Origin of the sequence: Mesorhizobium marinum (assembly GCF_040813675.1) — a bacterium.
GTDB lineage: Bacteria > Pseudomonadota > Alphaproteobacteria > Rhizobiales > Rhizobiaceae > Mesorhizobium_K > Mesorhizobium_K marinum.
Map to the genome: position 1 here is coordinate 947,063 of NZ_JBFOCI010000001.1, position 26,191 is coordinate 973,253.

Annotated in this window: 24 protein-coding genes and 1 riboswitch; of the genes, 13 read left to right on the forward strand and 11 right to left on the reverse strand. The window is 65.8% G+C overall.

What is annotated here, in order from left to right; all coding sequences use genetic code 11:
* Nucleotides 1-87: 87 nt before the first annotated feature.
* The gene (locus ABUE31_RS04480; protein WP_367722285.1) at nt 88-678 is read left to right on the forward strand and encodes a nitroreductase family protein; all 591 of its coding nucleotides are present in this window, start codon (nt 88-90) and stop codon (nt 676-678) included.
* Here ABUE31_RS04480 and ABUE31_RS04485 read toward each other — a convergent pair.
* On the reverse strand, nt 675-1,541 hold the full coding sequence (locus ABUE31_RS04485) for an HpcH/HpaI aldolase/citrate lyase family protein (protein ID WP_367722286.1): 867 nt from the start codon (nt 1,539-1,541) through the stop codon (nt 675-677). The two genes, ABUE31_RS04480 and ABUE31_RS04485, sit on opposite strands and share 4 nt — an antisense overlap.
* Nucleotides 1,541-1,993: a MaoC family dehydratase gene (locus ABUE31_RS04490; protein ID WP_367722287.1), complete on the reverse strand. Its 453-nt coding sequence runs from the start codon at nt 1,991-1,993 to the stop codon at nt 1,541-1,543. Before ABUE31_RS04490 ends, ABUE31_RS04485 begins: the two co-directional genes overlap by 1 nt.
* Nucleotides 1,994-2,172: 179 nt before the next feature.
* Between ABUE31_RS04490 and ABUE31_RS04495 the strand changes: the two genes are divergently transcribed.
* Nucleotides 2,173-3,294, forward strand: coding sequence for a DUF2336 domain-containing protein (locus ABUE31_RS04495; protein ID WP_367722288.1), 1,122 nt, complete (start codon nt 2,173-2,175; stop codon nt 3,292-3,294).
* 42 nt (nt 3,295-3,336) lie between these two features.
* Here the strand turns inward: ABUE31_RS04495 and parE are convergent, their stop codons facing one another.
* A complete protein-coding gene (gene parE, locus ABUE31_RS04500) occupies nt 3,337-5,397 on the reverse strand; it encodes a DNA topoisomerase IV subunit B (RefSeq protein WP_367722289.1) in 2,061 nt (686 codons plus the stop codon).
* A gap of 223 nt (nt 5,398-5,620) precedes the next feature.
* On the opposite strand from parE, the gene cpaB reads away from it, so the two are divergent.
* The 9 genes from cpaB (at nt 5,621) to ABUE31_RS04545 (ending at nt 14,988) form a co-directional block, all read left to right on the forward strand.
* The gene (cpaB, locus tag ABUE31_RS04505; protein WP_367722290.1) at nt 5,621-6,544 is read left to right on the forward strand and encodes a Flp pilus assembly protein CpaB; all 924 of its coding nucleotides are present in this window, start codon (nt 5,621-5,623) and stop codon (nt 6,542-6,544) included.
* A 49-nt stretch (nt 6,545-6,593) separates the two neighbouring features.
* Complete coding sequence (locus tag ABUE31_RS04510) at nt 6,594-8,018, forward strand: type II and III secretion system protein family protein (RefSeq protein ID WP_437344065.1); 1,425 nt, start codon at nt 6,594-6,596, stop codon at nt 8,016-8,018.
* 4 nt (nt 8,019-8,022) lie between these two features.
* On the forward strand, nt 8,023-8,292 hold the full coding sequence (locus ABUE31_RS04515) for a hypothetical protein (protein WP_367722291.1): 270 nt from the start codon (nt 8,023-8,025) through the stop codon (nt 8,290-8,292).
* A gap of 16 nt (nt 8,293-8,308) precedes the next feature.
* A complete protein-coding gene (locus tag ABUE31_RS04520; protein ID WP_367722292.1) occupies nt 8,309-9,514 on the forward strand; it encodes a CpaE/TadZ family protein in 1,206 nt (401 codons plus the stop codon).
* Nucleotides 9,511-10,926 (forward strand): TadA family conjugal transfer-associated ATPase, encoded by a 1,416-nt coding sequence (locus ABUE31_RS04525; protein WP_367722293.1) that lies wholly within the window; start codon nt 9,511-9,513, stop codon nt 10,924-10,926. Before ABUE31_RS04520 ends, ABUE31_RS04525 begins: the two co-directional genes overlap by 4 nt.
* Before the next feature lie 2 nt (nt 10,927-10,928).
* On the forward strand, nt 10,929-11,882 hold the full coding sequence (locus ABUE31_RS04530) for a type II secretion system F family protein (RefSeq protein WP_367722294.1): 954 nt from the start codon (nt 10,929-10,931) through the stop codon (nt 11,880-11,882).
* A gap of 1 nt (nt 11,883) precedes the next feature.
* A complete protein-coding gene (locus ABUE31_RS04535) occupies nt 11,884-12,846 on the forward strand; it encodes a type II secretion system F family protein (RefSeq protein ID WP_367722295.1) in 963 nt (320 codons plus the stop codon).
* Between the two features lie 146 nt (nt 12,847-12,992).
* Nucleotides 12,993-13,463, forward strand: coding sequence for a tetratricopeptide repeat protein (locus ABUE31_RS04540; RefSeq protein WP_367722296.1), 471 nt, complete (start codon nt 12,993-12,995; stop codon nt 13,461-13,463).
* Nucleotides 13,464-13,857: 394 nt separating this feature from the next.
* Nucleotides 13,858-14,988 carry a GGDEF domain-containing protein gene (locus ABUE31_RS04545; protein ID WP_367722297.1) on the forward strand — a complete coding sequence of 377 codons (1,131 nt, stop codon included), beginning with the start codon at nt 13,858-13,860 and terminating at the stop codon, nt 14,986-14,988.
* Nucleotides 14,989-15,059: 71 nt separating this feature from the next.
* Here the strand turns inward: ABUE31_RS04545 and gcvP are convergent, their stop codons facing one another.
* The 3 genes from gcvP to gcvT are packed head-to-tail and all read right to left on the reverse strand — an operon-like array spanning nt 15,060 to nt 19,357.
* Entirely contained in the window at nt 15,060-17,870 is a 2,811-nt protein-coding gene (gcvP, locus tag ABUE31_RS04550; RefSeq protein ID WP_367722298.1) for an aminomethyl-transferring glycine dehydrogenase, read from the reverse strand.
* 11 nt (nt 17,871-17,881) lie between these two features.
* On the reverse strand, nt 17,882-18,250 hold the full coding sequence (gene gcvH / locus ABUE31_RS04555; RefSeq protein WP_367722299.1) for a glycine cleavage system protein GcvH: 369 nt from the start codon (nt 18,248-18,250) through the stop codon (nt 17,882-17,884).
* 6 nt (nt 18,251-18,256) lie between these two features.
* A complete protein-coding gene (gene gcvT, locus ABUE31_RS04560) occupies nt 18,257-19,357 on the reverse strand; it encodes a glycine cleavage system aminomethyltransferase GcvT (protein WP_367722300.1) in 1,101 nt (366 codons plus the stop codon).
* 146 nt (nt 19,358-19,503) lie between these two features.
* Nucleotides 19,504-19,590: riboswitch (glycine riboswitch) on the reverse strand.
* A gap of 178 nt (nt 19,591-19,768) precedes the next feature.
* Here gcvT and ABUE31_RS04565 point away from each other — a divergent pair.
* A complete protein-coding gene (locus ABUE31_RS04565; protein WP_367722301.1) occupies nt 19,769-20,770 on the forward strand; it encodes a hypothetical protein in 1,002 nt (333 codons plus the stop codon).
* A gap of 76 nt (nt 20,771-20,846) precedes the next feature.
* Here the strand turns inward: ABUE31_RS04565 and ABUE31_RS04570 are convergent, their stop codons facing one another.
* The 4 genes from ABUE31_RS04570 to ABUE31_RS04585 form a co-directional block, all read right to left on the reverse strand.
* Nucleotides 20,847-21,293 carry a helix-turn-helix domain-containing protein gene (locus tag ABUE31_RS04570; protein WP_367722302.1) on the reverse strand — a complete coding sequence of 149 codons (447 nt, stop codon included), beginning with the start codon at nt 21,291-21,293 and terminating at the stop codon, nt 20,847-20,849.
* A 96-nt stretch (nt 21,294-21,389) separates the two neighbouring features.
* Nucleotides 21,390-21,863: a YaiI/YqxD family protein gene (locus tag ABUE31_RS04575; RefSeq protein ID WP_367722303.1), complete on the reverse strand. Its 474-nt coding sequence runs from the start codon at nt 21,861-21,863 to the stop codon at nt 21,390-21,392.
* Complete coding sequence (locus ABUE31_RS04580; protein ID WP_367722304.1) at nt 21,860-22,663, reverse strand: hypothetical protein; 804 nt, start codon at nt 22,661-22,663, stop codon at nt 21,860-21,862. The genes ABUE31_RS04575 and ABUE31_RS04580 overlap by 4 nt, the downstream gene beginning before the upstream one ends.
* 84 nt (nt 22,664-22,747) lie before the next feature.
* Nucleotides 22,748-23,875, reverse strand: coding sequence for an S-(hydroxymethyl)glutathione dehydrogenase/class III alcohol dehydrogenase (locus tag ABUE31_RS04585; protein ID WP_367722305.1), 1,128 nt, complete (start codon nt 23,873-23,875; stop codon nt 22,748-22,750).
* Nucleotides 23,876-23,998: 123 nt separating this feature from the next.
* Here ABUE31_RS04585 and ABUE31_RS04590 point away from each other — a divergent pair, with 123 nt between their 5' ends.
* Entirely contained in the window at nt 23,999-25,015 is a 1,017-nt protein-coding gene (locus ABUE31_RS04590; protein WP_367722306.1) for a LysR substrate-binding domain-containing protein, read from the forward strand.
* On the opposite strand, the gene ABUE31_RS04595 is transcribed toward ABUE31_RS04590, so the two are convergent.
* Nucleotides 25,008-26,171 (reverse strand): ABC transporter substrate-binding protein, encoded by a 1,164-nt coding sequence (locus tag ABUE31_RS04595; protein WP_437344066.1) that lies wholly within the window; start codon nt 26,169-26,171, stop codon nt 25,008-25,010. The two genes, ABUE31_RS04590 and ABUE31_RS04595, sit on opposite strands and share 8 nt — an antisense overlap.
* Nucleotides 26,172-26,191 lie beyond the last annotated feature (20 nt).

Below are 26,191 nucleotides of genomic sequence, written 5' to 3' on the forward strand. Positions count from 1 at the left end.
GGCAATTTCAAGGCCAATTCGCCACAAGCCGCCGCAAGCCCCAGAGCATGCCGCCGCGCTTCAGCCAGCAAATCCGGAGACATGTGAATGGCGTCGCCCATCATCGACCATCTTTTGACCCGCAGTTCCGCGCCGATCGCCGAGCTGAAGGATCCCGGCCCGTCCGATTCCGAGGTCGCCACGATGGTGGCGGCGGCGGTTCGCGTGCCCGACCACGGCCGGCTCGCTCCGTGGCGCTTCGTGCTCTACCGGGGCGATGCCCGCGTTCGGATAGGCGAGGCGCTTGCCGCGCTCGCCGAGAAGCGGGAAGGGCCGCTGCCGGAAGGCCGACGCAACCAGGAACTGGCGCGTTTTTCACGCGCGCCCCTGGTGGTCGGCGTCATCTCCAGCCCGAAGGAGAACCCGAAGATCCCGGAATGGGAGATGTTCCTGTCCGGCGGCATGGCGGCAATGAACCTGATTCACGCCGCGACGGCGCTCGGCTACGGCGCCAACATGATCACCAACTGGTACTCGGACACCGAGGAGGGGCGGGCCCTGCTCGGCCTCGCGCCGCACGAACGGGTGGTGGGCTTCGTGCATATCGGCACCCATGAGGGCACTGTGCCCGAGCGCCCGCGGCCGGACCCCGCGACCCTCGTCGCCGACTATTCGGGACCCTGGACGACCGGCAGCTAGGCCGTCACGTTGGCGCGCGCCAGCAATCGCTCGGCGCGCTTCAGATGGGGGATGTCATACATCTTGCCGTCGATCGCGACGACGCCGGGATTGCCGGCCGCCGCGAAGGCGGAGATGACGTCGCGGGCATGCCCGACGGCTTCCGCCGACGGCGTGAAGACCTCGTTGATGACAGCGACTTGCGCCGGGTGAATGGCGAGCTTGCCCGTGAAGCCGTCACGCTCGGCTTCGAGGCACTCCGCGCGCAGGCCGTCAAGGTCGCGGAAGTCGACATAGACGGTGTCGATCGCCGCGACGTCGCAGGCCGAAGCGGCGAGCAGCGTGACCGTGCGGGCGAAACGGAAGACGTCGGTGTAGCGGCCTTGGTCGTCGCGCGTCGATCGCGCGCCGACCGCCGCGGAAAGATCCTCCGCGCCCCAGGTCAGCCCCTTCAGCCGGGGGCTGGAGTTCGCGTAGCTCGCGGTGGAAAGGGTTGCCAGGCCCGTTTCGGTGACGATCGGGATCACGCCGATGCCGCCGTCCGGCAGGCCGGCCTCGATCTCGGCGACGCGCAGCTTGCTCGCGAGGTGCTGGACGTCGGCGCCGCCCTGCGCCTTAGGCAGGATGATGCCGTCCGGGCGGGCGGGAACGACCGCCGCCAGATCCTCGTCCGTATGGCCGGTCCCGAGGTCGTTCACGCGCACGAAGACGCGACAGCTGCCGCCGGCCGTGCGGATCGCGTCCGGCGCAAGTTGTCGCGCAAGCGGCTTGTTGGCGGGCGCGACGGAGTCCTCGAGGTCGACGATGACGACGTCGGCGCCGGCCGCAAAACCCTTTTCGAGCTTCCTTTCGGAATCGCCGGGGACGAACAGCAGGGAACGCATCAGGCCGCCTTCTTCATGATCATGGCCTGGCGGGCGCAGCGGGCGACGAGCACGCCGTCCTGGTTGTAGGCGCGGTGTTCGAAATCGACGATCCCGCGGTCGGGCTTCGACTTCGACTCGCGCACGGCGAGCACCTCCGTCTCGACGCGGATCGTGTCGCCGTGGAAGACCGGGGCGGGGAAGACCGTCTCCGTCATGCCGAGATTGGCGAGCGTGGTGCCGAGCGTCGTGTCGTGCACGGAAATGCCGATCATCAGGCCGAGGGTGAGCAGCGAATTCACCAGCGGGCGGCCCCATTCGGACTTGGCGGCGAAGTCGAAGTCGATATGCAGCGGCTGGGGGTTCATGGTCATCGTCGAGAAGAGAACATTGTCGCTCTCGGTCAAGGTCCGGGTCAGGGCATGACGAAAGACCTGCCCGACCTGGAATTCCTCAAGATACAAACCCGCCATCGCAGTTCCTCCCTCGATCCGCATGGAATAGGCGGCGCTGCCGGGACCGGCAAGCGGATTGACGACGCCGCATGCCGCAGCCGGTTAAAGAACATGGTGAACCAAACGTAAACCTTTTCTGCCTACGGTCAGGCTTACGCCAATTGGGGTTGGCGACGTCGGGCGCGCAGGCAGGGTTTATGGTCGTCTCGCATTTCCTGAAATGGGTGAACACGGCAAAGGCGCATGAGCGCGCGGCGGCAGCCAGTGCTCTGGCGCGGGCCTATGCGAACCACGACCTTCCGTTCGAGGATCGTTGTGCGGCGGAAGCGGCGCTGACGCTTCTGCTCGACGATCCCTCGGCCAGGGTTCGCAAGGCGATGGCGGAGGCGCTGGCGCTGTCACGCCACGCGCCGCGGCAGGTGATCGCCGCGCTCGCCGCCGACCAGCCGGAAGTTGCCGCCGTCGTCCTGGCACGCTCGCCGCTCCTGTCCGACGCCGACCTGGTCGATCGCGTGACCGAAGGGTCGAAGGCTGCGCAACTGCTCATCGCCGACCGTCCCTCGGTGTCGAAGGAACTGGCGGCCGCCATCGCCGAAATCGGCGATGCCGACGTCTGCGGGATGCTGGTCGCCAATGCAGGTGCCGACATCGCGCCGCTGTCGTTCCGACGCCTGGCCGAGCGTCACGGCCATGTCGCCTCCCTTCGCGAAGCGCTGATCGCCGATGACCGGCTGCCCGCCGACTGCCGGCACATTCTGCTGGTCAAGCTCGGGGACGCGCTCAAGGGCTCGCCGCTTGTCGTTGCGCTGATGGGTGCACCGCGCGCCGAGCGCCTGCTGAAGGACGCCTGCGTGAAGGCGTCGCTGACGCTGATCGACGCCACCGACCCCGACGACTATGCCGCGCTGATCGCGCATCTCAGGGTCGCCGGGAACCTCACGGCGAGCTTCATCGTGCGGGCGATCGCGCATGGCAAGGTCGACTTCTTCGGTTCGATGCTCGTTGCCTTGGCCGGCCAATCGGAACGGCGCGTGCGGTCGCTGCTCGCGACAGGCAGCGACGTGGCGCTGGCCGCGGTGTTCCGCCGGGCGGGCCTTTCCGAAGCCGTTCACGGCATCCTGGTTCGCGCGCTGAAGGTCTGGCGCGAGGTCGCCAACGGCCGGCGCGTTGCCGGCGCCCAGGAAGTATCCCGCCTGATGCTCGAGGAACTCGGCGGCGAAACCGCCGACGGCGATCTCGCCGCGCTCCTCAAATCGATCCATCTCGATGCCTTGCGCGAAAACGCCAGGGAACACGCGCTGGCGATCGCAGCGGCATAGGCCGGAACCCGGTTCGTACCCTTCGGTACGGCAGCGCCGGCTTCAGATATCCAGCGTTTCCGCCTCGGCGAACTCGGCGCGTTCCTGGATGAAGCGGAAGCGCAGTTCCGGCTTGGTGCCCATCAGCGCGTCGACCGAGGCCTTGGTGCCTTCCGGATCGGTCTCGTCCACCTCGACGCGAAGCAGGGTGCGCTTGCCCGGGTCCATGGTGGTTTCCTTGAGCTGGGCGGCCATCATCTCGCCGAGGCCCTTGAAGCGCCCGATCTCGATCTTTCCGCGTCCGGTGAATTCGGACTTCAGCAGTTCGTCCTTGTGGGCGTCGTCGCGCGCATAGAGGACCTTGCCGCCCTGGCTGATCCGGTAGAGCGGGGGGACGGCCATGTAGAGGTGGCCACCGCGGATGAGGTTCGGCATCTCCTGGTAGAAGAAGGTGATGAGCAGCGAGGCGATGTGGGCGCCGTCGACGTCGGCGTCGGTCATGATGATCACGCGGTCGTAGCGCAGATCCTCGTCGCGGTACTTGCCTTGCGTGCCGCAGCCCAGCGCCTGGACCAGATCGGAAATCTGCTGGTTGGATGCGAGCTTGTCGGACCCTGCGCTGGCGACGTTCAGGATTTTGCCGCGCAGTGGCAGCACGGCCTGGCTCGCGCGGTCGCGCGCCTGCTTGGCCGAGCCGCCGGCGGAATCGCCCTCGACGATGAATATCTCGGCGCCTGCGGCGGCGTTCTGGGTGCAGTCGGCAAGCTTTCCGGGCAGGCGCAGCTTGCGCACGGCCGACTTGCGGCTGATTTCCTTTTCCTGGCGCCGGCGAACGCGCTCGTCGGCGCGCTGGATCACCCAGTCGAGCAGCTTCGAGGCTTCCTGCGGATTGTCGGCAAGCCAGTGGTCGAACGGATCGCGCACCGCGGCGTCGACGATGCGGATTGCCTCCATGGTCGCCAGCCTGTCCTTCGTCTGGCCGACGAATTCGGGTTCGCGGATGAACACCGACAGCATGCCGGCGGCAGAGATCATCACGTCGTCGGCGGTGACGATCGAGGCGCGCTTGTTGCCGATCAGGTCGGCATAGGCGCGCAGGCCGCGCAGAAGCACGTTGCGCAGGCCGGCCTCGTGGGTGCCGCCTTCATGGGTCGGGATGGTGTTGCAGTAGGAGTTGAGGAAGCCGTCGCCGCCATACCAGGTGACGGCCCATTCGACCGAACCGTGGCCGCCCTGCTTGTCGCTCTTCCCCGCGAAGACCTCGCGCGTGACCTGGAACTCGCTGCCGAGCGAGGCCTTCAGGTAGTCCTTGAGGCCGCCCGGGAAATGGAACACCGCCTTTTCCGGCGTGTCGTCCTTGCCGCCCAAAAGTTCGGGCGCGCAATTCCAGCGAATTTCGACGCCGCCGAAGAGATAGGCCTTGGAGCGCGCCATCCGGTAGAGGCGCGCCGGTTCGAAACGGGCGGCCTTGCCGAAGATTTCGGGATCGGGATGGAACCGCACCCGGGTGCCGCGCCGGTTGTGCACCTCGCCGAGCGCCTCGAGCTTGCCCTGCGGGATGCCGCGCGCAAAACGCATGCGGTAGAGCTGGCGCCCCCGCGCGACTTCGACCTCGAGGTGGTCGGACAGCGCGTTGACGACGGAGACGCCGACGCCGTGCAGGCCGCCGGAGGTCTCGTAGACCTTCGAATCGAACTTGCCGCCCGCGTGGAGCGTGCACATGATCACTTCAAGCGCCGACTTCTTCGGGAACTTCGGATGCGGGTCGACCGGTATGCCGCGTCCGTTGTCGGTCACGGTCAGCACGCCGTCCGCCGACAGTTCGACATCGATGAAGGTGGCGTGGCCGGCCACCGCCTCGTCCATGGAGTTGTCGATCACCTCGGCGAACAGGTGGTGCAGCGCCTTCTCGTCGGTGCCGCCGATGTACATGCCGGGACGCCGCCGCACCGGCTCGAGGCCTTCGAGGACCTCGATGTCGGCCGCGGAATAGCCTTCGCTGCCGTCCTTCTGCTGCGCGCTGCGCTTGGCTGCGGCCTGCAGGATCGGGTCGAGCGGCCGCGAGCCGCCGCGCGGCGCGGGCTTCTCGGAGCGGGAGAAGAGGTCGTCGTCTCGGTCGTCCATAGGCACCAGTTCAGCTCAGCGAATCAGTAAAGATACTGCCACGGCGGGCCTGCATCCGAACAGGGTTCCCGTTCCGTTCGATCGAAAGGCTCGTTGGCCGAAAACCGTTCGATAACCAACATCCCAAGTGATCCCGCCGGATCGGCCCAACCATTGCCGATTGTTTAGGAATGCTCCCTAGCCTGACCCCAACAAGAAGAACGGCAGGGACAGGGGTTTTGCGGTGCGGGGTAAGGCAGTCACGATGATCGGCATCGCCGCCGTTTTCGGCGCGATCTCGATATTCGCCGCGGACCTGTGGGTCAAGAGCGCGGCCAGCCAGCGCATTGACCCTATCGAGGTCAGCGTGCCGGTTCCGGACGTTCCGAAGTTCAACACGATCGTGATCGCCTCCGCGCCGCTGCGCTTCGGCATGGAACTCGACCGGGCGCAGCTGACTGAGATCCCGTGGCCGCAGGACAACCTGCCGGAAGGCGCGTTCGGGTCCATCGACGAGGTGCTGGCGGATGGCTCGCGCGTGGTGCTGTCGCCGATCGAGACGAGCGAGCCGGTGCTGCTTGCCAAGCTGTCGGGCGCCAACGGCCGGGCGACGCTTTCCAACCTGCTTTCGCCGGGCATGCGGGCCGTCACCATCAAGACCGACGAGATCGCCGGCGTCGGCGGCTTCATCACGCCGGGCGACCGCGTCGATATCATGCTGACCCGGGACGCAGGCGCGATCCAGGAGGTCTCGCAGAACGCCTCGGGGGCGTCGGGTTCGACGATCACGACGGAAGTGGTCGTCGAAAACGCCAAGGTGCTGACGGTCGGGCAGGGCGCGGACGAGCGCCAGACCAGCCCGCAGGTCGTCGGCTCGGTAACCGTCGAAGTGTCGGTCGACGGCGCCAACAAGATCGCGCTGGCGCGCAACGTGGGTTCGCTTTCGCTGTCGTTGCGCTCTTCCAACGACGCGAGCGCGGCTGGCGACGGCATCACGACGATTTCTTCCTTCGGCGGTTCGGTGGCGGCAGGCGCCAGCGCGCTGATCGAGTCGATGACGGCGGAGCCGGAGGGACCGAAATTCAAGACGGTGATCGTCACGCGCGGCATGCAGCCACAGGCCTATCAGGTGGTGCAGCCTCAAGGGCCGAGACCGTCGACGAACTGAACAGGCGCCGGGGGGACACCGGCCCAGGACTGGATTGGTGCGAGGGGACATGCTCATCTGCATACGCAAACGGGCGGCACGCCTGCTGGGAACGTCATTGATCGCCGCCATGCTGGGCGTCGCCGGCCTTGTCGGCGCCGCCTCGGGCGCTGCGGCGGGCGACGTGATCCGCATCTCGGCCAACAAGACGACCGTCATCAAGATCGCCAAGGGCAAGCCGCGGACGATCAAGACCAACGTGCCGTTCTACGAGATCGTGCTCGGCGATCCTGACGTGGCCAACGTCAATCCGCTGACCGACGACTCCTTCTACGTGCTCGGCAACAATCTCGGCACCACCGGCATCGCGCTGTTCGACGAAAACAAGCAACTGGTCGGCACGGTCGACATCGAGGTCACGCTCGACACCGACCGGCTGGCATCGACGATCCGCAGCAGCGTTCCCGGCGGCGAGGACATCAAGGTCAGCTCGGCCAACGGGCGCGTCGTGCTGTCTGGATCGGCCAACGACCAGGTCGCCGCCGACAAGGCCTCGAAGATCGCCAGCAACTTCTCCGGCCAGGAGGAGGTGATCAACTCGGTCAACATCTCGTCGTCGCAGCAGGTCCAGCTCAACGTGCGCTTCGTCGAGATCAACCGCGAGGTCGGGCAGGAACTCGGCACCAAGATCGGCGTGCGCTACCTCGGCCACGATGGCGGCATCTCGTTCAATTCGAACCCGTCGTCGTCCTCCAACGTGCCCGCCGGCCAGATCATCGGCGCGCTCCTGACCAACGGCTGGACGATCGACGTCGCCATCAAGGCGCTGGAGGATCGCGGCGTGGCCCGGCGGCTGGCCGAACCCAACCTGATCGCGCGTTCCGGCCAGAAGGCGAGCTTCCTCGCCGGCGGCGAGGTGCCGATCCCGGTCGCCGAGGACGACGGCGTCATCACCGTCGACTACAAGAAGTTCGGCGTCGGGCTCGAATTCACCCCGACGGTGCTGGCCGACGGCCTCATCAGCCTCGACATCCAGCCGGAGGTCTCCTCCGTCGACCGGTCGCAGTCCTACAGCGTCGGCAACATCTCGCTGCCTGGCTTCGTGGTCCGGCGCGCGCAGACGTCGGTCGACCTGAAGAGCGGCCAGAGCTTCATGATGGCCGGCCTGCTGCAGACCGAGAACGACATGATCCAGCAGCGGGTGCCCGGTCTGGGCAAGCTGCCGGTGCTCGGCCCGCTGTTCTCGTCGAAGGCCTACCAGCGCCGCGAGACGGACCTTGTGATCATCGTCACGCCCTATCTGGTGAAGCCCATCGATCCCTCGAAGAAGCCCGAAGTGCCGACCGACAGGACGCTTCCGGGCAGCAACGTCGACTACTTCCTCGGCAACACCGAGGAGGTGAAGGTCTCGGATGCTGGCACTCCCCTGGCGCGGTCGGGCGCGGTGGCGGCGCAGGTGGGAGCAGGTCACTTCCTCGACCTGCCGACGGAGTAGGGCGATGCGGTCGACGCTGAAAATGACGATGGTGCTGGGGCTTGCGGCGGCCGGTTCCGGCTGCATGAGCGACGAGCTCCGCCGCGCCGACGGCCTGACCGACGGGGCAGGCGAGTCCATTGCGGCCAACACCGTCATGCAGATGGTCGATCCATGGCCGAACGGCGTTCAGGACACGCGCCTCCTGGTGCCGGCGGCTCGCGCCACGTCGTCCGGCGGCGGCGAGGCGTCGACAGACGCCAAGCAATCGCAGACGACGACCGGCAGCAACTGAACAGGCAGGCGACAACATGGCCACTGCAACCAAGCGCATCGTACTGGTCTCGACCGACAAGGCTTTCGTGCAGGACTGCAGGACCGCCTTCGCGGCGTCGGACCTGATCCAGCTTTCGACGGTCGAAAAGAGCGTGGTCGAACTGCGCGGAGAGATCCAGGAAGCCGATAGCGACGCGATCATCATCGACATGGATGCCGCGAAGCTCGAGGACGTCGAGGCGCTGCAGCGCATCACCCGGCGGCTGGAGGGCAAGGCGCCGATCCTGGTTGTCACGCAGGAGTTCAATGCGGCCGCGGTGCGCATCCTTGTCCAGTTGCAGGTGGCCGACTTCCTGGTGAAGCCGCTGACGACCGCCGACCTCGTGCGCTCCTGCATTCGCGTGCTCCAGGGCCCGGGCCGCGAGCAGAACACGGAATCGCAGATCTACACCTTCATGCCGGCGGCCGGCGGCGTCGGCTGTACGACGCTGACGCTGCAGACGGCGTTCCAGCTGCACCATTCGGTGACGCGCGGGGCGTCGACCTGCGTGGTCGATCTCAACTTCCAGCAGGGCGGCTGCGCCGAATATCTCGACCTCGAGCCGCGCTTCGACATCACCGAGATCGAAAACCAGCCCGAGCGCCTCGACCGCCAGTTGCTCGATGTGATGCTGTCCAAGCATTCGAGCGGGCTGTGCGTCCTTGCCGCGCCGACGAAGCCGTCCGAAATGCGCTCGTTCAACGCCGATGTCGTGGTGCGCATGCTCGACCTCGTATCGGCCTATTTCGACAACGTCGTCATCGACATGCCGCGCACCTGGTTCCCCTGGACCGAGACGGTTCTGCTCGGTTCCAACAAGCTCTACCTGGTCACCGAAATGACGGTGCCCTGCCTGCGCCACACGCAAAGGCTGATCCAGGCGATCTACGAGACGGTCGGCAGGGAAGTGAAGCCGAACGTCATCGTCAACCGGTTCGAGCAGCGGATGTTCGAGAACGGCGTGAAGCAGGCCGATGTCGAGGAGATTCTGGGCGACCATTTCGTCGGAGGCATCTCGAACAATTACCGGCTGGTCCGCGAGGCGGTCGACCGCGGCGTGCCGCTGCAGGAAGTTGATGCCAACGCCAACGTCATCAACGACCTGAAGCGCATCATCCTGCCCGAGGAAGCGGTCGCGACGCCGAAGAAGCAGCGGTCGATCCTCGATATGGGCCGCACCCTCTGGAGAAAGTCGGCATGACCAGCCGCTTCTCCACCCTGCAGAACCGCGACGCCAGGCCGACGCCCTCGGCCGAGCCGGCGCCCGCCCAGCATCGTGCTGTGGTGATACCGACGACCCGCAAGGCGCAGCCGAAGGTCGAAGTCGCGCCCAAGACGACCAACAAGGTCATCGACGCGCGCGCCAGGCTGCACCGCATGCTGATCGAGGAGATCAATCTGGTCGCGTTGGAACGGCTGCCGCGCGACGAGATGCGGCGCCAGGTGCACGACTTCGTCTCCGAGAAGACGCGTCAGGAGCGCATGGCGATCAACGTCGCCGAGCTGGAGGCGCTCGTCGCCGAAATCGTCGACGAGATGGTGGGCCTCGGTCCGCTGGAACCGCTGCTCAAGGACCCCGAGATCAACGACATCCTGATCAACGGGCACCAGAACTGCTTCGTCGAGCGCAGGGGCAAGCTGCAGCAGGTGCACATCCCCTTCAAGGACGAGGCGCACCTGCTGCGCATCATCAACAAGATCGTCGCCGCCGTCGGCCGGCGCGTCGACGAAAGCCAGCCGATGGTCGATGCCCGCATGCTGGACGGGTCGCGCTTCAATGCGGCGATACGGCCGGTCGGCGTCGATGGCCCGCTTGTCTCGATCCGCAAGTTCTCCAAGAACAAGCTCGGCCTTCACAAGCTGGTCGAGTTCGGCGCGATCACGCAGAACATGGCCGAGGTGCTGGCGGCTGCGGTGCATGCGAGGAAGACGACGATCATCTCGGGCGGCACCGGTACCGGCAAGACGACGATGCTCAACGCACTGTCGGCCTTCATTCCGGAAGATGAGCGCCTGATCACCATCGAGGACGCGGCCGAGCTTCAGCTGCAGCAGCCGCATGTCGCGCGCATGGAGACGCGGCCTGCCAACATCGAGGGGCATGGCGAACTGAAACAGCGCGACCTCGTGAAGAACGCGCTGCGCATGCGACCCGACCGCGTCATCCTCGGCGAGTGCCGCGGCGAAGAAGCGTTCGACATGCTGCAGGCGATGAACACCGGCCATGAGGGTTCGATGGCGACCATTCACGCCAACACGCCGCGCGACGCGATCAGCCGCCTGGAGCAGATGCTGGGCATGACCGGCATGCCGATGACGGTGCAGTCCATCCGCAGCCAGATCTCCAGCGCCATCGACATCATCGTGCAACTCACCCGCCTCTCGGACGGGCGGCGCAAGGTGACGAGCGTCGCCGAGGTGACCGGCATGGAAGGCGACGTCATCCAGATGCAGGAGGTGTTCCGCTTCGTGCGCACCGGCATGGAGGCCGACGGCAAGATCCTGGGTCATTTCGAGGCGACCGGCATACGCCCGCGCTTCCTCGAGGACATGCGGGCAATGGGCATCGAGTTCCCGGGCAAGTATTTCGAGCCCGGTCGGCCGCTGGAGTAGCCATGAGCGGGGCGCTCTACGTCGTCTATGCCGGTGCGGCGCTGTTCGGCATCATCATCGCCGAGGCGGTCTACATGCTCTACGCCGGCAAGAAGGATCGCCGCGCGGCGATCAACCGGCGCGTGAAGCTGCAGGAAAAGAAGATCAGCCAGGAGCAGGTGCTGATCCAGCTGCGCAAGGAGCGCGGACTGGACGGCCGCAGCTTCCTGTCGATGGACTCGTTGAAGAAGCTCCGCGTGCAGTCTGGCGTCACCATGCCGATGACGACGTTCCTTACCTACACGTCGGGCGTGGCGCTGGCGATCGTCGGCGCCGGTATCGTCTATGGCCTGCCGCTGCTCTTGGGGCTCGGACTATGGCCGGTCATCGCGATCATCCTGCCGCTGCAGGTGCTGAAATTCCGCCGCAACCGCCGGCACAAGATTTTTGGCGTGCAATTGCCGGAGGCGCTGGAACTGATCACGCGAAGCCTGAAGGCGGGGCACCCCGTGCCCGTGGCGATCGGCATGGTGGCGCGCGAGATGCCGGACCCGATCGGCACCGAATTCGGCGTCGTCGCCGACGAGGTGACCTACGGCTCCGACCTCGTGTCCGCCCTGCACAATCTCTACGAGAGGGTAGGCCAGGAAGACCTGCCGCTGTTCGTGACGGCGGTGTCGATCCAGAGCTCATCGGGCGGCAACCTGCGCGAGATCCTGGACGGGCTGTCGGCGACGATCCGCGAACGCGGCAAGCTGAAGCGCAAGGTACGCGCGATCTCCACCGAGGGGCGCATGTCGGCCTATATCCTGACCGCCGTGCCGTGCCTGCTCGGCGCCGCGATCATGGTGCTGATGCCGCATTTCTACACCAGCGTCGCCGACGAGCCGATGACCTGGTACATGCTCGGCGGCTCCTTCATCTGGCTGATGCTCGGCAACGCGATGATGTTCAAAATGTCGAATTTCAAGTTCTGACATGGAAGAATTGATCGTCTTCCTCGCCTCGCTGCGCCCGACCTCGATGATGCCGGTCGCCCTGCTTCTGCTCGTCGGCGGCGGCCTGGTGGTCGCCTGGTCCACGCTGACCGCCCGCGGCGAGATCAACGACGTCAAGCGGCGCCTGAAGGTCGAGACGCATGCGCCGGTGGCACAGGCCGAACCGGAAAAGAAGAAGAACGTCGACGCCGTGCGCGAGAAGGCGGCGAAGACCGCGCACGAATTCTATGCCAAGAGCGACCCGGAAAACGTTGCGCGCCTGCGCCTCAAGCTGATCCAGGCCGGCTTCATGGACCCCGGCGCAGTCGGCACCTTCTTCCTGATCCGCTTCGGGTGCTTCTTTGCGGGCGCGGTCGGAGCCTTCTTCATCAACAACTGGATGGCAAGCGCTGAAGCCACGACCTTCAGCCGGTGGTCCTTCGTCATCATGGCCGGCGCGCTCGGCTACTTCCTGCCCGGGATGGTGCTCGGGCGTCTGATCTCGACGAAGATGCGCGAGTACCGCAACGGCTTCCCCGATTTCATGGACCTGATGATCGTCTGCTCCGACGCCGGCATGGCCATGGAAGCCGGCATCGAACGAGTGTCGAAGGAACTCGCCACCACCTATCCCGCGCTCAGCCAGAACCTGACGCTGGTGTCGCTGGAATTGCGTGCAGGGCGTAGTCTCGACGACGCGCTGAAGTCGCTCGCCGATCGCCTGAGCCTGGACGAGGTTCGATCCTTCGCGACGCTGCTCCAGCAGTCCAAGGAACTCGGAACGAGCCTTTCGGGAGCCCTGCGGGTCTTCTCGGACGAGATGAGGCACAAGCGCATGTCGCTCGCCGAGGAAAAGGCACACGCGCTGCCGGCGAAGATGTCGGTGCCGGTCACCGTCTGCATCCTGCCGGTGGTGCTGATGGTGGCGATCATCCCGGTCATCGTGAAGATGACCGCCGAATGACCGGCCACGCTGCCGCGCCGATGCGCGGTAAACGAAGCGTAATGCCGTAAGCCATTCTTAAGCGCGCTTGGGCACCGAAGTTTAAATGCCTGCGCGCTAGTGTCCTGACAACGACCCGGGAAAACCGGGCGGGCGGGACAGGGACAATGAGCGGATTTTACGGCAAGGCGACGGTCGCTATTGTTGCGGCATTGATGCTTGGCGGATGCACGACCAGTGGCGTCGACAAGACAGCCACGACGTCGATCGCGGCTGCGCCGACGGACATTAGCCAGGCCGATCTTACGGCCGGCAAGTCGCAGTTCCGCGCGGCCAACTACGGGCTCGCGGAGAAGCACTTCCGCAAGGCTGTCGAGCTGCGCGCGGACAATTCCGAAGCCTGGATGGGGCTTGCCGCCTCCTATGACCAACTCGGCCGGTTCGACTTCGCCGATCGCGCCTACGACCAGCTTCTGAAGGTCGCCGGGCGCCGTCCGGAGATCGTCAACAACATGGGCTATTCGCAACTTTTGCGCGGCAACAAGAAGCAAGCGCGCAAGCTGCTGGTCGAGGCAAGAAACGCCATGGCTGATCCGCGGGTGGTCGACGCCAACCTCGCGCTGCTGAACAGAATCTGAAGAAGTCGAAGCCTCGCTTCTCCGGGCAGCGCTGCCGGGCGTATCCGCCTGCGCAGCATGGCTATTGGCCGCTCTGCCGCCCTATCGAGGGCAGGAGTGGCAAGGCTGTCCGCCGTTCCAGGTCGGCAACTTCACATCCTTGCCGCGCATCCGGTGCGGGATCCGCGCCGACCCCTGGGCCAAAATGACGCAGCGAGATCAAGCAGTTGTTCCGCTATCGCGTAATTGACGATTTCGAAACAAAGATCGCGGAAAGACTAATAGGTGCACGCAGGAGGTGTATCTGCCTGCAGACCGCACATAGGGCTTCCAAGCCGAGAGCGCAGGGCGCATCCAAAGCCCGGACAGCCACTGGGGGCCGAAAGCAAGTTTCCCAATGTTCGACATGACTTCAATGCTGCTGGGCGCGGCGGTGGCGGGGATCGGCCTCTGCCTGACCATGCTGTCCATGTGGTCCACCGACCGCGGTGCATACAAGATTGGCTGGGCCGTCGGTGTCGGCTTCCTCATCCTGCATGTCTTTGCGTACTGGTTCTACGCGCGCGGAGGCTACCTCGCTGCCGGAGTGATGGCCTGTGCGCTGCAGCCGATCGGCGTGGCATACATCTACGCCTCGGTGCGAAAGTTCTTCGATGCCGGCTTCAAAGTGACAAAGCTGGTCCTCAGCGTCGCTGTTCCGTATCTGCTGATCGCGCCACCCTTGTTCGCGGCAGGCTATGACGGTGTTGCGCTCGTCCTGCAGAACGCGCTGACGGCCACTCTGCTGGTACTCGGCGGGATCTGCTACTTCCGGCGGTGGAAGGACTCTCCGTTCGCGCTCGGCAGTCTCACCGGCCTCTACCTGTTGTCAGGGGCAAGCTTCGCCCTGTGCGGTTTGGTGATCCTGGCGGCCGGACAGTGGAGCATCGGCTACCCCCCGCAGAACTGGGCCGAGAAGCTGAACGTCTTCATCGCGATCCTGTCGCTTGCCGGGGGTGGCGCCATGACGCTCTCCGTCGACCAGACCAGGCTCGCCAAGCGCAGCCAGCTTTCCGCAATGAGCGACCCGCTGAGCGGACTCCTGAACCGCCGGGGCCTCGCTTCGGCGCGCTCCGATAGATTGTTCGAGAACGAAGCGGTGGTTCTGTTCGACCTTGACCATTTCAAGCAGGTCAACGACCGCTTCGGTCATGCCGTCGGCGATCAGGTCATTCGCGACTTTGCCGATGCGATGCGCGGGCACGGGCGCTTGACGGACCCCAAGGCGCGCCTTGGCGGCGAGGAGTTTGCGATCGTCATGACCGATGTCTCGCCTCAGGAAGCCAGAAGTATCGCAGAACGCGTCTTGTCGGCCTTCGCCGCCCGCGAGATGATCTCGTCGACCGGCGAACGCTTCCGCTGCACGGCCAGCGCGGGAATTGCGTTTGGCGCGGCGACGGGCGCGCCGATCGATCACGTTATGGCGCGTGCCGACAACGCCCTCTATGCGGCCAAGCGCGCCGGCCGCAATCGCGTGATGAGCGGCGAACTGCGCCTCGTCGGCTGACCGGCAAACTCGCTGTCCGGGCAAGGTAACCTTCGGAAGAGTTGGGGGAGGCAGGAGCCTCCCCCATTTTGTCACTCGGCGGCGTTCACGTAGTCGCTGAGCGGCGGGCAGGAGCAGACGAGGTTGCGGTCGCCCGCCACATTGTCGATGCGCGAGACCGGCGGCCAGTACTTCACGATGGTATCGGAATTGGCGGCCGGATAGGCTGCTTCCATGCGCGAGTAGGGGTGGTTCCAGTCGCCGGCCAGCGTTTCCGTTGCCGTGTGGGGGGCGTTGACCAGCGGGTTGTCGCCGGCCGGCCATTCGCCCTTTTCGACCTTGCCCGCCTCGTCGGCGATGGCAATCAGCGCCTCGCAGAGACGGTCCACCTCGGCCTTCGGCTCGGATTCGGTCGGCTCCACCATCAGCGTGCCGGCCACCGGGAACGACATGGTCGGCGCGTGGAAACCGTAGTCGATCAGCCGCTTGGCGATGTCGTCCACCGTGATGCCGGAGCGGTCCTTGAGCACGCGGGTGTCGAGGATGCACTCATGCGCCACGCGGCCGCCGCGGCCGCGGTAGAGCACCGAATAGTGGTTGCCCAGCCGCGCGACCAGGTAGTTGGCCGACAGGATGGCGATCTCGGTCGCCTTCTTCAGGCCCGCCGGACCCATCATGCGGATGTACATCCAGGTGATGGGCAGGATCGACGCGCTGCCGAACGGCGCCGCCGACACGGCGTGCTCCGAGCCTTCCGCGACGTGGCCCGGCAGGTGCGGCGCCAGATGCGCCTTGACGCCGATCGGGCCGACGCCCGGGCCGCCGCCGCCGTGCGGGATGCAGAAGGTCTTGTGCAGGTTCATGTGGCAGACGTCGGCGCCGATGTCGCCTGGACGGGCGAGGCCCACCAGCGCATTGAGGTTGGCGCCGTCGAAATAGACCTGGCCGCCGTGCCTGTGCACGATGTCGCAGATGTCCTTCGCGCCTTCCTCGAACACGCCATGCGTCGACGGATAGGTGAACATCAGCGCGGCGAGGTTGGCGCCGTGTTCGGTCGCCTTGGCCTCGAGGTCTTCGATGTCGATGTTGCCGTCGTCGGTGCAGCGCACCACCACCACGCTCATGCCCGCCATCGCCGCGCTGGCCGGATTGGTGCCATGCGCGGAGGAGGGGATGAGGCAGATGTTGCGGTGTCCTTCGCCGCGCGACTTGTGGTAGCCGCGGATGGCGAGCAGTCCGGCATATTCGCCCTGGCTGCCTGCGTTGGGTTGCAAAGTAACGGCGTCGAAGCCGGTGATCTCGGCCAGCCATCCCTCGAGTTCGTCGATCATGGCGCGGAAGCCGACCGAATGCGCCTTGGGCGCGAACGGATGCAGGTTGGCGACGGTCGGCCAACTGACCGGCATCATCTCGGCCGCCGCGTTGAGCTTCATGGTGCAGGAGCCGAGCGGGATCATCGCGCGGTCGAGCGCCAGATCCTTGTCGGCCAGCCTGCGCAGGAAGCGCATCATGTCGGTTTCCGAGCGGTTTTCGTGGAACACCGGCTGCGTGAGGAACTCATGCCCGCGCGGCTTGCCGGGCAGGGTGCTCGCTGCGGATGCCTTGGCCTTGGCGCCGAACAGGGCTGCGATCGCCTCCAGGTCGGCCTCGGTCGAGGTCTCGTCGAAGGTGACGCCGACATGGTCGGCGTCGATGACGCGCAGCAGGCGGCCGCCCTTTTCGGCCTCGGCGGCGATTGCCTGTGCCCTGCCTTTCGCTTCGACGGTCACTGTGTCGAAGCGGCTGGAGCCGAGCACCTTCACGCCTGCCGCGGCGAGGCCTTCGGCCAGCCCGTTCGCCAGCGCATGGATGCGGCCGGCAATGCCCTGCAGGCCGGACGGACCGTGCCAGATCGCGTAGGCGGCCGCCATGTTGGCGAGCAGCGCCTGCGCGGTGCAGATGTTGGAGGTCGCCTTGTCGCGCCGGATGTGCTGCTCGCGCGTCTGCAGCGCGAGGCGGTAGCCGGGGCGGCCATGCGCGTCGACCGACTGGCCGACGAGGCGGCCGGGCATCAGGCGGGTCAGCTTGTCCGAGACCGCGCAATAGGCGGCATGCGGGCCGCCGAAGCCCATCGGCACGCCGAAGCGCTGCATGGAGCCGACGGCGATGTCGGCGCCGAGGCTGGCCGGCGCGCTGGTGACGGTGAGCGACAACGGGTCGGAAACGAAGATGACGACCGCGCCGCCGGCCCTGGCTTTCTCGATCGCCGCCTTGTGGTCACCGTAGACGCCGTTGGCGTCGGGCCAGGAGACGATGAGCGCGGCCGTGCTCTCGTCGATCGTTTCGCCGTCGATCTCGATGCCGAGCGGCTCCGCGCGCGTGTGCAGCACGTCGAGCGTCTGCGGCAGCGGCACGCCGGCAAGCGCGATCTTGTTGCGCTTGTCGCGGTGGTGTCGGACGGCGATGCCGACCGCTTCGGCGACGGCGGTCGCTTCGTCGAGCAGCGAGGCCGAGGCGACCGGCAGGCCGGTCAGTTCGGCCACCAGCGTCTGGAAGTTGAACAGCATTTCCAGGCGGCCCTGGCTGATCTCCGCCTGGTAGGGCGTGTAGGCCGTGTACCAGGCAGGATTCTCGAACAGGTTGCGCTGGATGACCGGCGGCACCTGCACGCCGTGATAGCCGGCGCCGATGAAGCTCTTCATGACGATGTTGCGCGACATGGTGGCCGAAAGTTCGGCAAGCGCCTCGGCCTCGCTGGCCGGAGCCGGCAGGTCGAGCGGGCGGGCGAGCCGGATCGACTTCGGAACCGCCTGGTCGATCAGCGTCTCGACCGACGGAACGCCGATGCGGGCGAGCATGGCGCGGACGTCGTCGTCGCCGGGGCCGATGTGGCGGTCGGTGAAAGCGTAGGGTGCACTGGTCATCTTGTTGTCCGTCAGCCGATGTGGGCCTTGTAGCCGGCCTCGTCGAGCAGGCCGGAAAGCTGGCTCTCGTCGGCGAGCTTCATCTTCCACAGCCAGCCGTCGCCGGTGGCGGCGGTGTTGACCAGCGCGGGGTCGCCGGAGAGCGCCGCGTTGGACTCGACGATCTCGCCGTCCGCCGGAGCGTAGACGTCAGACGCGGCCTTGACCGATTCGACGACCACGGCGACGTCACCCTTCTTCAGCGCCTTGCCGGCTTCGGGCAGTTCGACGAAGACGAGATCGCCGAGCTGCTCCTGCGCGTAGTCGGTGATGCCGACGGTTGCGATGCCGCCCTCGACGCGGATCCATTCGTGGTCTTCGGTGAAATAGGTCGTTGCCATGAGAAATTATCCTTTGCGGTAGCGATGCGCTGTGAAGGGCAGGGGATGGATGTCGACGGGCACCTTGGTCCCGCGGACATCGGCAAATACGCGTGAGCCGGGCTTGGCGAGGGCGGCGGGAACGTAGCCCATGGCGACCGGGAAGCCGGTCGAGGGGCCGAAGCCGCCCGAGGTGACGCGGCCGGCGGGGTTGCCGTCGGCGTCGGAAAGTTCGGTTCCCGCGCGCACCGGCTGGCGCCCCTCGGGCTTCAGGCCGACGCGCTTTTGCCGGGGACCGTCGGCAAGGATGGCGCGCAGCGCTTCCGCGCCGACGAAACCGCCGCCCGTTCGGATTTCCTTGGGGATCGCCCACATCAGGCCGGCCGAGGCCGGGTCGGTGTCGGGGGTGATGTCCTGGCCGTGCAGGCAGAGCCCGGCTTCGAGGCGAAGGCTGTCGCGCGCGGCAAGGCCGATCCACATGACGCGCGGATCGGCGGTAAGTTCCTCGACCAGCGTGCGTGCGTCGGCTTCCGGCAGGCCGATCTCGAAGCCGTCCTCGCCGGTGTAGCCCGAGCGGCTGAGGAACCAGTCCCGCCGCAAGTCTAGCCCGTGCATGAAGGTGAGCGCGTCGGTCTCGATGCCGACCTTGAGAAGCGCGTCGGCCGCTTCGGGCCCCTGGATGGCCAGGAAGACGCGGTCGAGCGGGGTGATCGTGACGTCGAAACCTTCGGCCAGCCGCCTCAGGTGCTTTTCGTCGGCTTCCGCGTTGCCGGCGTTCGCGACCACCATGAAGCGCTGCGGTTCGAGCCGCGTGACGATCAGGTCGTCGATGATGCCCGCCTGTTCGGTCAGCAGGAACGTGTACTTTGACTGTGAAAGCTCGAGCGCGCCAGCCCGCAGCGGGCATGCCCGGTCGAGAAGCGCCGCTGCGCCCGGGCCGGATACCTCGAACAGCTTCATGTGCGAAATGTCGAACAGGCCGACATGGTCGCGCGTGTGCAGGTGCTCCTTCATCACGCCCGGCGGATAGGTGAGCGGCATGGACCAGCCGGCAAATCCGCCAAAGCGCGCGCCGGCGGCCTTGTGGACATCTTCAAGTGGCAGAGACTTCAGGTTTTCGCCCGTCATGACTTCTCCAGAAACGCACGCGCCGGCCGCGACTGCGACCGCTCCGTGCCCCTCTGTCTGAAGCCTGAGAGACTCGCACAGCCGGAACTCTGTCGGCTGCGCTTACACCTTCGGCGCGGGGTTTCCCCCGACTTTCCAGAGTGTCATTCCCGTCTACGGTTCTTTTGCCTGAGAGATTTCGGGCGATTTCCCCTTCGGCGGCAGCTTGCGCTGCTCTCTCCCGCAAACAGGTAGAGCCCCACAAGAGGCCCTGGACGAATCGACGCTAACCCATAAGCTGCCTGTTGTCACCTGCCCGCGACGCAGAGGCAGGGCTTCGGTAACCAAGCCGCTTTGCGGTTCGTCAAAACTGTCCTGCTAGCGTTCCCGTCAAGCGCCGGCCAACCGGCGAAACCAAAGGGGGCTTTGGGAATGCACGGACAGAACGCAGCCGCGCGGATCGCGGATATCGAAGCCAGCGAACGCATCACGCCGCTGGACGTCCTGGAACTGCGACGGCTGGTCTTTCGCGACGGCGTGGTGACCGGCTCGGAAGCGCAGGCGCTGTTTCGTCTGAACGACGCCTGTCCCGACCAGTGCGCGGAATGGCCGGTCTTCTTCGTCGAGGCGATCACCGACCACATCGTGCACCAGGCCAGGCCGGCGGGCTACATCTCGGCCCAGAACGCCGACTGGCTGATCGGCGCGGTGTCGCGCAGCGGCGTCGTCGAGACCAGGACCGAGCTCGAGCTTCTCGTCCGGGTCCTCGAGGTTGCCAAGTTCTCGACCGAACGGCTCGCAGCGTTCGCCCTGGCGCAGGTGAAGGAAGCGGTCGTCGAAGGGAAGGGCGCTCTGATGCAAGGTGGCGAGCTCGTCCCTGGCGTCATCGAGAAAGCCGAGGTCGACCTCCTGCGTCGCATCCTCTATGCCTTCGGCGGCGACGGCAACATCGCCATCACGCGCGCCGAGGCCGAGGTGCTGTTCGAGATCAACGACGCGGTCGCGTCGGCCCGCAACGATCCGTCGTGGAACGACCTTTTCGTCAAGGCCATCGCGAACTTCGTGATGTGCGCCTCCGGATATCAGGCGCCGACCCGCGAGGTGGCGCTGCGGCAGGAGAGCTTCCTCGATCGCGCGGACGCCAATATCGGCGGGTTCCTGGCGCGGATGGCATCGACCGGCGGCCGCGAGTTGCTGGCGGCCTACCGGCAGTCCGTCGACATCGACGCAGACTGGGAAGCCCGCAACCAGTGGCACGACGCCTGCGCGCGCCGCGCCGAGCGTTGCGACAATGTCGAGGCGCGGTGGCTCGCCGAACGGATCGGCAAGGATGGCCGGCTGCAGGAGAACGAACTGGCGCTGGTGAGGTTCATCAAGGAAACCTCGCCGTCGATCCATCCCGAACTGCAGCCGCTGCTTGAAAAGGTTGCCTGAACCGGCCAGCGCCGGTCGATCGGGGGGCGCCTGTGCGGAGACGCGGCTGACTGTGGCCCCAATCCCGCCGTGCAGCCTAGCGCGCCGAGGCTATGCGATCGAATTCGCCCTTAAGCTTTTCGATGAGCAGGCCAGTCTCGACATGCAGCAGCCGCAACTGGGCGAGCTGCGCGGTCATTTCCCGGTTCGTCTCGTCGGCGAAATCGTCGGAGGGCCCGATGCCGACGCCGTGCACGATCCAGGACAGGCTGACCTGAAGGAGGCCCGCCAGGTTGGCGAGGCGATGCGAGCTCGGATGGGAGCGGTCGCTCTCCCAGGCGTTGACGGTGGCCATCTTGACGCCGAGCCGCCAGGCCAGTTCCTTCACGGTAAGGTTGCTCGCCTCGCGGGCGCGCGAAATTCGGCCTCCAACGGTATCCATGTCGGGGCTTTCCTCAAAGATATTCGTGGTGTCGGACACCAGCGATGCCTCCTGATTTTTGTTGAGTGATGTGCCGGGCATGGAACGCTCCGGCGCGCCCATCATACCCCCTGAAACCCTCGGCACAAGGAAAGCCGAAAAGACACTTGCAAACAGTGCCTTACAGGGAGATTTTCAGCAGAGACGGGGAATCGGCGGCTAGCTTGCCGCACTCCGCACGGCGCGGCGCACGGCCTGGTCGAGCGCGCTGAGAAAAGCCGAGCGGTCGCGCGGCGTGAAGCTCGAATTGTAGCCCTTGCTCTCGCCGGTTTCGCGCAGGTGCTGCTTCAGGTCGCGCATCGCCACCGCCATGCCGATGGTCTCCGGCGTGAACGGCTTGCCGCTCATGCCGAGCACGTGCGCGCCGAGCGCGACCGCACGCGCGGCGAGCGGGATGTCGCCGGTGACGACGATGTCGTTGGCCCTGGCATTCTCGACGATCCAGTCGTCGGCGGCGTCGGCGCCCTTCGACACCACGATATTGCGGATCATCGGATCGCGGGAAGGGCGCAGGCCGCCGTTCGACACGAAGGTGACGACCAGGCCATGTCGTTCGGCCACCCTGACCACCTCGTCCTTGACCGGGCAGGCGTCGGCGTCGACGTAGATCAGTGGAGCCGAACCTTCGGTCACGGCAGGTGGCAGCGGACGAACTGGACCGTGATCGACACCGGTGCGGTCTGGATCGACAGGCTGTCCTCGGACGGCATCGAGAACGTGATCTGCCGTTCCTCCTGCTCGCCCTCGGCAATGCAGTTGGCCGTGACGGTCGCGCTGCCTTCCGTCATCTCGGTCGCGGCGAAGTTGCAGGCCGCCTCGGCCCTGCGGATCGTCGTCGGGGTGATGACGGCGAAGTTCTCGACCGCGTCACGGTCGATGCGGCCGCATTCTCCAGGATTGAGCGCCCAGACCCCGACATAGGCCGGTCCGATGCCGGCGGAGTGGGCCTGGGCGGCGGCGCGGGTGTCGGCCCTGAGCTGGTCGGGCGGCGACAGCCGCGCGGCGGGATCGCCCTGGTCAGGACGGGTCACGACGCCGGCTTCGTTCAACCGCTTCTCGAGGTCGGCGATCGCCGTGTCGAAATCGCGTCCGGCGCGCTCGGCAATCTCCTGCATGGACTGTCCGATCTGGCTGGCGATTTCGTTCGCCCGGTCGAGCGCCGGTCCGGCATCCTTCAGGGCCTCTCGACCTTGCTGCAGAAGCGCGTCCGCACCTTCGCGCGCGGCTTCGCCAGCCTGCCGGGCGGCGTCGCGCAGCTGCTTGGCGGCTTCGTCCATCCGCTCCTGAGGCGACGGCTCGGCCGGCTGCGGCGCCGGTTCGGCGGGAGCCTCTTGCGCCGGGGGCTCGTTTGCGGCCGATTTTTCCTCGTCGCTACAGCCGGCCAGCGCAAGCGCCAGGAGAGCGACGGAGGTGGTCAGATATGGTCGAAGCATGGTGTATCCCGCTGATGTGACGCGTCGGTCCGCACCCAACGCGCCAGCAATCGGACTTTTCCGCGGCGCGTCCGCTTTTCGGCCTCAGAAAACAACCACGCTGCGGATGCTCTCGCCCGCATGCATCAGGTCGAAGCCCTTGTTGATCTCGTCGAGCGTCAGCCTGTGGGTGATCATCGGGTCGATCTGAATCTTCCCGTCCATGTACCAGTCGACGATCCTCGGCACGTCCGTGCGTCCGCGCGCGCCGCCGAAGGCAGTGCCCTTCCAGGTGCGCCCGGTCACCAGCTGGAACGGCCGCGTCGAGATTTCCTGGCCGGCGCCGGCGACGCCGATGATGATCGACTGGCCCCAGCCGCGGTGCGAGGCCTCGAGCGCCTGGCGCATGACTTTCGTGTTGCCGGTGCAGTCGAATGTGTAGTCGGCGCCGCCGATCTGGTCGGCGCCGCGCTTGGTCATGTTGACGAGGTGGGCGACGATGTCGCCGTCGACTTCCTTCGGATTGACGAAGTGAGTCATTCCAAAGCGTTCGCCCCATTCCTTCTTGTCGTTGTTCAGGTCGACGCCGATGATCATGTCGGCGCCGGCGAGTTTTAGGCCCTGGATGACGTTGAGGCCGATGCCGCCGAGCCCGAAGACAATCGCCGTCGCGCCCTGCTCGACCTTGGCCGTGTTGAACACCGCGCCGACGCCCGTGGTGACGCCGCAGCCGATGTAGCAGATCGTGTCGAAGGGCGCGTCGGGGTTGACCTTGGCCACCGCGATCTCGGGCAGCACGGTGAAGTTGGAGAAGGTCGAGCAGCCCATGTAGTGGAAGATCTTGTCCTTGCCGATCGAGAAGCGGCTGGTGCCGTCCGGCATCAGGCCCTGGCCCTGGGTGGCGCGGATTGCGGTGCACAGATTGGTCTTGCGCGACAGGCAGGACGGGCAGGACCGGCATTCCGGAGTGTAGAGCGGGATGACGTGGTCGCCCTTCTTCACTGACGTGACGCCGGGACCGACATCGACGACGATGCCTGCGCCCTCATGGCCGAGGATGGCAGGGAAGATGCCTTCCGGATCGGCGCCCGACAGCGTGAACTCGTCGGTGTGGCAGATGCCGGTCGCCTTGATCTCGACGAGCACCTCGCCTGCCTTCGGTCCCTCGAGGTCGACCTCCATGATTTCCAGGGGCTTTCCGGCGGCGACGGCGACTGCGGCGCGGGTCTTCATGATCGCGATTCTCCTGCTTCTTGCGATTTGCGTGTTAATGGGGATTTGGGCAAGCACGCTTGCCCCGGAATTCGGGAGCATCAAGCCGGGCGCTTCTTGTAGGGCGGCTGTATATCAGCAACCATGCCGGCTCGGCGCCTTCACATTTGGTCACATGTGACGAACAATAGGACGCTGCCCGTTCGTGCGCGTTTTGAGGAATCCATGGCCGATCTCCCTCCCTTGAGAGCATTGCAGGTGTTCGAAGCAGTCGGCCGTTTGGGAAGCGTGACGAGGGCAGCACGGGAGCTCCATGTGTCGCCGGGGGCGATCAGCCAGCAGATCAAGAGCCTTGAGAATACACTTGAAACGCGTCTCGTCGAACGAAAGGGAAGCGGCATCGTCCTGACGAAGGTCGGGGCCGCCTTTCACAAGGCCGTCGAGAAGACGTTTGCCGATCTCGTGAAGGCGCGGGTCGAGTTCATCGATAAGCACAGGACGGGCGCGCTCATCATCAGCGCGCTGCCGCTGTTCGCCAGCCGCTGGCTGTCTTCCAGGATGTTTGCCTGGCAGACCTCCCATCCGCATATCAACCTCCATCTGGAAGGTTCGGTCACCGAGCCGGCGGCGGCCGAGCGACCCTTCGACTTCCGCATCACCTATGCCGACAAGGCGCGTCTGTTCGACAGTTTCGTCCCGCTGTTCACCGATGGCCTGTGCCCGGTGTGCAGCCCCGCCCTGATCGCCAGCGGACCGCCGCTGAACACGCCGGCGGACCTGTTGTCGTACCGGCTCCTGACCATTGACTGGAGTGCGTTCCTGTCGCCGCCGCCCAGCTGGGAGGACTGGTTCCATCTGGTGAAGGTGGACGGCACGCATATTCCTCACTTCTTCGTCATGTCGCTCTCGAGCCTGGCGATCGAGGCGGCGATCGAGGGGCGCGGCATCGTGCTGGCGCAAAGGGCCATGGTCGAGGACGAACTGAAAAGCGGCCGCCTCGTCGCGCCGTTTCCCGACGTGCTGAAGCTGCCGTCGCCCTATATTCTCGGCTGGAAGAAGTCGGTTTTCAGCAAGGCTGGCGCCGGTGAGTTTCATCGTTGGCTCGTCGGGCTCGCCCGCAAGGAGGATGTCGCTGCACCGGCGCCGAACGCGGCTATTTGAGGACTTCGATCTTTCCGCCCGATATCTTGGCGAAATAGACGTTCGGCCGGCTCTGCGCGCTTTCGGCGCCTTCTGGGCCGGACTTGTCGAACGAGACCGCGCCGTTCAGGACATCGACCCTGGTGTTCCAGAGCGCCTCGCGGATCGCGTCGGGCTCGGTCGAACTGGCCCTCTCGATGGCCGAGGCGATGACCTGCACGCCGTCATAGCCGCGGAAGCTCTCGGTCAGCCCTGCAAAGTCGAAGCCTTTCGCCTTCCATGCCTCGATGAAGCCGCGCGTCTTTTCTGGAAAGGCCGTGCTGTCGGGATCCCACGGGGCGAAGAACACCAGATGCACGGTGTTTTCCGCCGCGCTCCCTGCCTGGGCGACGAGCTGGTCGGGATTCTGCGAACCGCCCGTGGTGATGATCTGCTTGTCGATGCCCAGCGCCGCCGCCTGTTTCAGCACCAGGGTGAGTTGCTCTACGGCGGTGGTGACGATCAGCGTGTCGGCGTCAGACGATTTCAGTCTGGAGAGCTGCGCGCTGACATCCTGAGACGCCTGGTCCATCAGTTCGACGAGGCCGACCTCAATGCCGTGGTCCTTCATCGTCTTGCCAAACTGGTTGACCGTGTTCAGCCCCCAGTCATTGTTGATGGCGAGGAAGTCGACCTTCCTGATGTTGAACTGGTCGAGCTTCTCCTCGAAGCCGGCGGCCTCGATCACCTGCGTCGCGGCGATGCGGAAGATGAACGGGTTCCCGCTTTCGGTGATCTTGTTGGCGCCCGACGTCTCCACCACCATCGGCACCTGGTACTGCATGAGCTTCGGCATCGCGGCCAGCGTCAGGCTTGATCCCCATGCGCCAAGGATGACCGGCACCTTGTCGCGGACAATGAGCTTTTCCGTGACGGTCGCTGCTTCCGTCGGGTTGCTCTTGTTGTCCTCGAGAATCAACTTCAGGGTCTTGCCGCCAAGAACCCCGCCGTTTGCGTTGATCTCGTCGATGGCGATCCGCGCGCCATCGGCGACATAGGTGCCGGAGGCTGCGAAGGCACCGGTCAGCGGCATGTTCATGCCGATGGCGATGTCCTCCGCTTGCGCCTGCGCCATAGCCGCGCCGACCAGCCCGCAGGCCGCGAGCACTGCGCGGTAAAGGGTGTTTCTTCGTTTCATGATGTTCTCCTCCTTGTTGT

Coding starts and splice junctions, on each gene's coding strand:
- parE (WP_367722289.1), bottom strand. CDS start 5,397: ATGGACGACCGAGACGACGACCTCTTCTCCCGCTCCGAGAAGCCCGCG.
- ABUE31_RS04490 (WP_367722287.1), bottom strand. CDS start 1,993: ATGGCGGGTTTGTATCTTGAGGAATTCCAGGTCGGGCAGGTCTTTCGT.
- ABUE31_RS04565 (WP_367722301.1), top strand. CDS start 19,769: ATGCACGGACAGAACGCAGCCGCGCGGATCGCGGATATCGAAGCCAGC.
- ABUE31_RS04595 (WP_437344066.1), bottom strand. CDS start 26,171: ATGAAACGAAGAAACACCCTTTACCGCGCAGTGCTCGCGGCCTGCGGG.
- ABUE31_RS04570 (WP_367722302.1), bottom strand. CDS start 21,293: ATGGGCGCGCCGGAGCGTTCCATGCCCGGCACATCACTCAACAAAAAT.
- ABUE31_RS04525 (WP_367722293.1), top strand. CDS start 9,511: ATGACCAGCCGCTTCTCCACCCTGCAGAACCGCGACGCCAGGCCGACG.
- ABUE31_RS04580 (WP_367722304.1), bottom strand. CDS start 22,663: ATGCTTCGACCATATCTGACCACCTCCGTCGCTCTCCTGGCGCTTGCG.
- ABUE31_RS04515 (WP_367722291.1), top strand. CDS start 8,023: ATGCGGTCGACGCTGAAAATGACGATGGTGCTGGGGCTTGCGGCGGCC.
- ABUE31_RS04495 (WP_367722288.1), top strand. CDS start 2,173: ATGGTCGTCTCGCATTTCCTGAAATGGGTGAACACGGCAAAGGCGCAT.
- ABUE31_RS04510 (WP_437344065.1), top strand. CDS start 6,594: ATGCTCATCTGCATACGCAAACGGGCGGCACGCCTGCTGGGAACGTCA.
- gcvP (WP_367722298.1), bottom strand. CDS start 17,870: ATGACCAGTGCACCCTACGCTTTCACCGACCGCCACATCGGCCCCGGC.
- gcvH (WP_367722299.1), bottom strand. CDS start 18,250: ATGGCAACGACCTATTTCACCGAAGACCACGAATGGATCCGCGTCGAG.
- ABUE31_RS04540 (WP_367722296.1), top strand. CDS start 12,993: ATGAGCGGATTTTACGGCAAGGCGACGGTCGCTATTGTTGCGGCATTG.
- ABUE31_RS04590 (WP_367722306.1), top strand. CDS start 23,999: ATGCCGGCTCGGCGCCTTCACATTTGGTCACATGTGACGAACAATAGG.
- ABUE31_RS04520 (WP_367722292.1), top strand. CDS start 8,309: ATGGCCACTGCAACCAAGCGCATCGTACTGGTCTCGACCGACAAGGCT.
- gcvT (WP_367722300.1), bottom strand. CDS start 19,357: ATGACGGGCGAAAACCTGAAGTCTCTGCCACTTGAAGATGTCCACAAG.
- ABUE31_RS04485 (WP_367722286.1), bottom strand. CDS start 1,541: ATGCGTTCCCTGCTGTTCGTCCCCGGCGATTCCGAAAGGAAGCTCGAA.
- ABUE31_RS04535 (WP_367722295.1), top strand. CDS start 11,884: ATGGAAGAATTGATCGTCTTCCTCGCCTCGCTGCGCCCGACCTCGATG.
- ABUE31_RS04545 (WP_367722297.1), top strand. CDS start 13,858: ATGCTGCTGGGCGCGGCGGTGGCGGGGATCGGCCTCTGCCTGACCATG.
- ABUE31_RS04530 (WP_367722294.1), top strand. CDS start 10,929: ATGAGCGGGGCGCTCTACGTCGTCTATGCCGGTGCGGCGCTGTTCGGC.
- ABUE31_RS04585 (WP_367722305.1), bottom strand. CDS start 23,875: ATGAAGACCCGCGCCGCAGTCGCCGTCGCCGCCGGAAAGCCCCTGGAA.
- ABUE31_RS04480 (WP_367722285.1), top strand. CDS start 88: ATGGCGTCGCCCATCATCGACCATCTTTTGACCCGCAGTTCCGCGCCG.